7 protein-coding genes and 1 pseudogene are annotated in these 6,558 nt (G+C 57.2%); 1 reads left to right on the plus strand and 7 read right to left on the minus strand.

The window, feature by feature from the left end:
• Window positions 1-167: 167 nt before the first annotated feature.
• Window positions 168-1,604: an N-acetylmuramoyl-L-alanine amidase gene (locus ACYVB2_RS10795; protein WP_382432489.1), complete on the minus strand. Its 1,437-nt coding sequence runs from the start codon at window positions 1,602-1,604 to the stop codon at window positions 168-170.
• Entirely contained in the window at window positions 1,601-2,110 is a 510-nt protein-coding gene (tsaE, locus tag ACYVB2_RS10800) for a tRNA (adenosine(37)-N6)-threonylcarbamoyltransferase complex ATPase subunit type 1 TsaE (RefSeq protein WP_382432491.1), read from the minus strand. Before tsaE ends, ACYVB2_RS10795 begins: the two co-directional genes overlap by 4 nt.
• Before the next feature lie 12 nt (window positions 2,111-2,122).
• Here tsaE and queG point away from each other — a divergent pair, with 12 nt between their 5' ends.
• Window positions 2,123-3,178: a tRNA epoxyqueuosine(34) reductase QueG gene (gene queG / locus ACYVB2_RS10805; protein WP_382432512.1), complete on the plus strand. Its 1,056-nt coding sequence runs from the start codon at window positions 2,123-2,125 to the stop codon at window positions 3,176-3,178.
• Window positions 3,179-3,187: 9 nt separating this feature from the next.
• Here the strand turns inward: queG and ACYVB2_RS10810 are convergent, their stop codons facing one another.
• The 5 genes and pseudogenes from ACYVB2_RS10810 to ACYVB2_RS10830 form a co-directional block, all read right to left on the minus strand.
• Entirely contained in the window at window positions 3,188-4,246 is a 1,059-nt protein-coding gene (locus ACYVB2_RS10810; protein ID WP_382432493.1) for a protein-glutamate methylesterase/protein-glutamine glutaminase, read from the minus strand.
• Window positions 4,243-4,752, minus strand: coding sequence for a chemotaxis protein CheD (locus ACYVB2_RS10815; RefSeq protein ID WP_382432495.1), 510 nt, complete (start codon window positions 4,750-4,752; stop codon window positions 4,243-4,245). The genes ACYVB2_RS10810 and ACYVB2_RS10815 overlap by 4 nt, the downstream gene beginning before the upstream one ends.
• Window position 4,753: 1 nt before the next feature.
• Complete coding sequence (locus ACYVB2_RS10820; RefSeq protein ID WP_382432497.1) at window positions 4,754-5,563, minus strand: CheR family methyltransferase; 810 nt, start codon at window positions 5,561-5,563, stop codon at window positions 4,754-4,756.
• A 31-nt stretch (window positions 5,564-5,594) separates the two neighbouring features.
• A complete protein-coding gene (locus tag ACYVB2_RS10825; protein WP_382432499.1) occupies window positions 5,595-6,152 on the minus strand; it encodes a chemotaxis protein CheW in 558 nt (185 codons plus the stop codon).
• Between the two features lie 11 nt (window positions 6,153-6,163).
• Window positions 6,164-6,558 (minus strand): annotated as a pseudogene (locus tag ACYVB2_RS10830) (methyl-accepting chemotaxis protein); the annotation flags it as partial.

Raw genomic sequence — 6,558 nt, forward strand, 5'->3', positions numbered from 1 at the left:
GAGAGTGCAATCCAGAAATAAAGAACAAAAAGGCGGGTGTGCAATGTTTGTTCATCCCCGGTGGTGGCGCGCATGGCCGACCACGGGTGCTCTTGGCCAGGTGCATCCCAACGATGAGCACCTGAACCCGCAGGGGTTTATTCAGTTTCTGGATACCCACACTAGGCTCACACGGAGCGGCTGCGCGCCAGGGGGGGATTCTTGGCAAAATAGCGAGTAATACCTCGCATCAGTGCATCGGCCAATTGTTCTTGGTAGGATGCACTGCGCAGTTTGGCCTCCTCTTCTGGGTTGCTGATAAAAGCGGTCTCTACCAGTACGCTGGGGATGTCCGGGGCTTTGAGCACTGCAAAACCGGCCTGCTCTACGCGCGGTTTGTGCAACTTACCTACATTGCCGATTTCGCCCAGCAACACACTGCCGAGTTTGAGGCTGTCGTTGATTTGTGCAGTGGTGCTCATGTCCAGCAGGGCGCGCTGCACATGTTGGTCTTTCACCCGCACATTCACACCGCCGATCAAATCGGCCTGGTTTTCTTTATTGGCCAGCCAGCGCGCTGCTGTGCTGGAGGCAGCACCTTGGCTCAGGGCAAAGACACTGGCACCGCGGGCGTCTGGGTTGGTGAAGGCATCGGCATGGATACTCACAAACAGGTCGGCTTGCACCCGTTGTGCCTTTTGCACACGGGTGCCCAGTGGTACAAAAAAATCGCCATCGCGTGTCAGATAAGCCCGCATCGGATTGCCTGCTATGGTCGTGCGGTTGATGCGCTCACGCAGCAGATGGGCCACCCGCAGCACAATGTCTTTCTCGCGGGTGCCGTTGGGCCCAATGGCGCCGGGATCTTCACCACCATGACCAGGATCCAGCGCAATGATGATCAATCGGTCGGTTTGGCGATGGCTGGCGGTGGCGGGGCTGCTTTTGTTGGCTGGCGGTGGGGGCGGCGCAGGGCGTGTGTGGGCCGGAGGGGCTGGTTCGTCGTCGTGCTTGGCAATCAGATCGCCCAAAGGATCTACGGCCCCTGTTATGGGTTGGCCGTTGGTGGTGGCCGCTTTGGTTGCGGGTTTGCTGGCGGGTGGGTTTTGGGCCGACCTCGCATGCATGCTGGCCGAAGCGGTGGGGTCGCGCAGACGCTCGGCAATCAAGGCCTCCAGTGGGTCTACGGGGCTGGCTGGGTACAAATCGAGTACCAGCCGGTGTCCGTAGTCGGCTACGGGTGGCAGGGCAAACACCTGTGGTCGTGCTGCTTGTTTGAGGTCAATCACCAAGCGGACTACATCGGGTGCATTCTGGCCGACACGGATTCCTGCAATGTTCGGATCATCGGCACGCACCTTCGCGACCAGATCACGCAGTTGCGGGCTCAGCTCAATGCCTTCAATGTCTACCGCCAGTCGGGGTGGTGTGGTGATGAAAAACTGTTTGTTTTTGAGCCGGGTGTCTGACTCAATGGTCACGCGCGTGTAGTCTGCAGCGGGCCAGACGCGCACAGCCAAAATGCCTGCACCACGGGCTAACTGGCTTGCCCCCAGCAGCAGCACCAGACCACCACGCTGGAGCAGCGTGCGCCTATGGGTCAGTGGGGAGAGAGAGAGGTTCATGCCTGCAATCCTTGCAGCAACTGTTGTCCATGTACGGTATAGGCCTGCAGTGTGGCCTGCCGTGTTTCTTCGTCCAGGGCTTCTAGGGTGATAGCCACATCGGCCAGTGGCAGAACAGCTTGGGCTTTTTCTGGCCATTCGGCCAATTTCAGCCCTGGGCTGGCAAAAATGTCCCGAAAGCCAGCATCTTCCCATTCGCGGGGGTCATCAAAACGGTAAAAATCAAAATGCCAGATGGCTAAGCCTGCGGCTTGATGGGGTTCTACCACGGCGTAGGTGGGGCTTTTAATGCGTCCTTGCACGCCCAAAGCGCGCAACAAATGCCGCACTAGTGTGGTTTTGCCCGCACCCAATTCACCGTGCAGGGTGATAAAGGCATTGCCCAGCAATGGTTGGGCCGCTAGCCTTTGGGCAAAACGGGCCGTATCGTCTTCATGGTGCCATGTAACCACAGTAACAGGGGCTGTAGTTTCTACAATGGGGCAATGGTGGTTTGCAGCAGTCAACTCGTTCCTCAAATTCGGCTATGGGCGCGCGAATTGGGATTTTCCCAAATTGGCGTCGCGGGCGTGGATTTGTCCAGTGCAGAAACCGGGTTGCTACAGTGGCTGGCACAGGGGTTTCATGGTGAGATGCACTACATGGCCGCCCATGGTCTCAAGCGTGCCCGTCCTGCAGAGCTGGTGCCAGGCACCGTCAGTGTCATTACTGCACGCATGGACTATTTGCCCCGTACCGCGCCCGCAGGCTGGCAGTCCGTTGAGTTTGCCCGTTTGCAGCAACCTGCGCAAGGTATTGTCTCTATGTATGCCAGGGGTCGGGACTATCACAAGGTATTGCGATCGCGCTTGCAAAAGTTGGCCGAACGCTTGGCACAGCAGGTGGGGCCATTGGGGCACCGGGTCTTTACCGATTCGGCACCGGTGCTCGAGGCAGAACTAGCCGCCCGCAGCGGCCAAGGTTGGCGCGGCAAACACACGTTGCTGTTGAATCGACAGGCAGGCTCCCTGTTCTTTCTGGGGGAAATTTATGTGGATCTTGCCTTAGACCCCACAGAGCCCGTGAGCGCGCACTGTGGTCAGTGCATGGCCTGTATAGAGGCTTGCCCAACCCAAGCCATCGTGGCGCCTTATCGACTCGACGCCCGCCGCTGCATCTCTTACTTGACGATAGAACATGCTGGGCCTATTCCTGTAGAGCTGCGTCCCTTGCTGGGCAACCATGTGTATGGCTGTGACGATTGTCAATTGGTTTGCCCGTGGAACAAGTTTGCTCAACCTAGCATCCTGCCTGATTTTGATACCCGTGCGGTTTTGGCGGGCCAGCCACTGATTCACTTGTTTTCTTGGGATGAAGCCACCTTTTTGCGTCTCACCGAGGGGGGGCCGATCCGCCGCATCGGCCATGAGCGTTGGCTGCGTAACGTGGCTGTGTCTTTGGGCAATGCCTTGCGGGGCGCTGATGCCACGCAAGCCGTTGATTTATGCGCTGCCCTGCAAACCCGCAGTGCAGACGACAGCCCGCTAGTGCGCGAACATGTGGCCTGGGCGTTGGCACAGGCCGTAGGTAGGTAATTGCCCTGTTTACAAAGACATCTGCGCTTGAATTTCTCGGGCAATCGATTCCAGTGGTACGGCGCGCATCACTGCACCACGCTTGACGGCTTCTTTGGGCATACCGTACACAACGCAACTGCGCTCGTCCTGCCCCAGTGTCTGCGCCCCCACCTTGCGCATTTCTAGCAGCCCGGCAGCGCCATCGTCACCCATGCCCGTCATGATGACACCCAATGCGTTGGCGCCAGCACTTTTGGCTACCGAGCGAAACAGCACATCCACAGAGGGACGATGCCGGTTGACCAACGGGCCATCGACCACTTCGACAAAGTACTGTGCGCCGTTGCGGCGCAACAGCATGTGTTTACCCCCAGGGGCAATTAAAGCCCGCCCCGGCATGACGCGGTCATTGTTTTGCGCTTCCTTGACTTCTATTTGGCATAGGCCGTTGAGGCGGCTGGCAAACGCTGCCGTGAATTGTTCAGGCATGTGCTGCACAATCACGATACCAGGGCAAACACGGGGCAATGCCGTGAGCACCACCTCCAGTGCCTGTGTTCCTCCTGTAGAGGTGCCCAGTGCCACCACACGTTCTGTGGTCTGAATCATGGCGTGGCGTGCAGTGTCCACCGCAGGCAAGATAGCATCGGCAGTCAGCTTGTCCCTGGGTTGTAGTTTGCGCACATTGGCCCGCGCCGCCGCCTTGACGGCCGCTGTCAAGTCGTCACTGGCATCGGTGAGAAATTGCTTGAGCCCCAGCTTGGGCTTGGTGATGATGGACACCGCCCCTGCGGACAAGGCTGCCAAAGAGGTTTGGGTGCCCCTTTCCGTCAGGGTAGAGCAAATCACCACCGGCGTGGGGTGCTCTGCCATGATTTTTTTCAGAAAGGTGATGCCATCCATGCGTGGCATCTCAATGTCCAAGACGATGACATCGGGCCACTGGTTGGCCATGCGTGACATGGCCAAAATAGGATCAGCCACTGCGGCCAGCACCTGAATATCAGGGTCTGATTCCAGCAGAGCGGTCACGACTTGGCGGACGACGGCTGAGTCGTCTACGACAATAACTTTGATACGTTTCATGGCGGATGGGGGGGAAGCGAGGGCTTGACTTGGTGTGACCAGACATCCCCCGTGCTAACGTCAAAAATGATTTGCCGGTGGCCAATGCCAAACAGACTTTCTGAAACAATGGGGATGCCATGTGCCTGCAATAGTGTTCGGGCTGCTTCACCATTCTTGCGTCCGATGTGCATCAGACCCCGGCGCGTTTGTTTCGGGAACATATTGCCACCGCCAAAAATCTTGCTTTGACAGTGTTGGGGGTTGATGCCCGCTTGGGCCAGTTCGGCCAGCATCAGTTGCAGGGCTTCATCGCCATAGCGGGCGTCAAGTGTATGTACCCCGGTATCGATCAGGTGGCGGGTGGGCAGCAAAAAATGGGACATTGCCCCGAGGCGGCTGGCCGGATGCCACAGGGTGATGGATACGCAAGAGCCGAGCATCGTGCGTATCTGGTAGTTGGCATCCCCGACAAAATATTCCCCAGGCTTCAAAAAAATGTCGATCAGGTCGTTCAGGTGCGCCATGTCATGGGTTTTTGCGGTAAATCGATGGTGCCAACGTCTGGACGCTACGGGTGATGTCATTGAGGCTCTCGGAGTGGCCGATCAGAAAGTGCCCCCCAGGTTTGATGGCCGCAATCACGCGGGCTACCACCTCGCGTTTGGTGTCATCATTAAAGTAGATCATCACATTGCGCAAAAACACGATATCAAACAAGCCCAATGGGGGCAGAGGAGCATTGAGATTCAGTTGGCGGAAATGTACCTTCTGGCGCAGCCCGCGCTCAATGAGCAGCGTGCCTTGGTATTCCTGGGTGCCGCGCAAACAAAACCGGCGCAGATAGTCGATGGGGATATTGCGTGCCCGCTCCATAGGGTAATGGGCTTTGGTGGCCCCCTTTAGAACCCGGGTGCTAATGTCTGAGCCCACCACTTCCCAGGGTGTTTCAGTGCCCAAACTGTCGGCCAGTACCATTGCGATGCTATAGGCCTCCTCGCCGCTAGAGCTGGCGGCACTCCAGACCCGAAACATGGTGGTACGACCCCGAGCCGCCAACGCTTGGTGGCGCAGAAACTCAAAGTGTTTGGATTCCCGAAAAAAATAGGTTTCGTTGGTCGTGAGTAGATCAATCGCCGTTTGTAGTTCGGTGGGGTGGTGTCCGCTGTGTAGCAAACGAAAGTATTCGCTGTAAGTCTGGAGTTGATAGTGGCGCAATCGCTTAGACAGCCGTCCTGTGACCAAGGCTTTTTTTGACGCAGGCAAAGTAATGCCTGCCGAATCAAAAATGAAGCGTTGAAACAGCGCAAATTCTTGATCTGTCAGAACGGGTGTCATGCTGGCGTACGAACCGGCCAGGGCGCAGGCTTCAGGCACTCTGTGTGGGGGAGGCCAGCAAGGTATTGGTTGCTGCAGTGGTGGCCCGACCCATCGAGCCAATTTCGTCAATCGACAGTACCTCATTGACGTTGAGCAAAATCACAAAATGACCATTGACTTTGCCCATGCCTTCGATGAAGTCGGTGCGAATTTTGGCACCAAAGGCCGGTGGTGGCTCAATCTCGCTGCGAGGAATCTCTAGCACTGCATTGACGGCGTCCACCACCACACCCATATCGTGGCTCTCGTCTGCGGTTTTGACTTCCACAATCACAATACAGGTCTTTTTGCTGACAGCACCAGGTTTTTTGCCAAAGCGCACGGCCAAGTCCAGCACGGGCAATACCGCACCCCGCAGATTGATCACACCACGAATGCAATCGGGCATCATTGGCACTTCGGTCAAGCCGTTGTATTCAATGATTTCCTTGATGCACAGAATGCCGATGGCAAAAGGTTCACCATTGAGCAGAAACGTCAGATACTGCTGGTTTTCTTGGGCCGTCGTGCGGGCTGGTTTGGCCGGGGCTGGGGCGACTTGGTTCATGGCGCTGCCTTTCAGAACTTGGTGAACTTGCTTTCGTCAATTTCCGTATCGCTGGTGTCCAGCGTACCAGGGGCTGTGGAACCCGCCGATTCCATGAAGGCCTTGGCGGGCACAGCATTGCCCGGTTTGCGCCCGCTGGTTTTGCTGTGCGCTGCCCCCGCGGATACGGTGTGGGAGGCATGGGACACCGGTTTGTGTGCCAGATGGCCGCCGCCTTGGATTTTGAAAAAGGCCATGGTCTGCTGCAATTGCTCCACTTGGCCGCTCATCTCTTCGGCTGTAGCCGCCAACTCCTCCGAGCTGGACGCATTCTGTTGCGTGGTTTGGCTCAACTGGCTGATGGCCGAATTGATTTGCCCCGCCCCAGAAGATTGCTCCTCCGAGGCCGCCGTGATCTCTTGCACCA

The sequence above is a fragment of the Giesbergeria giesbergeri genome (genome assembly GCF_054779375.1).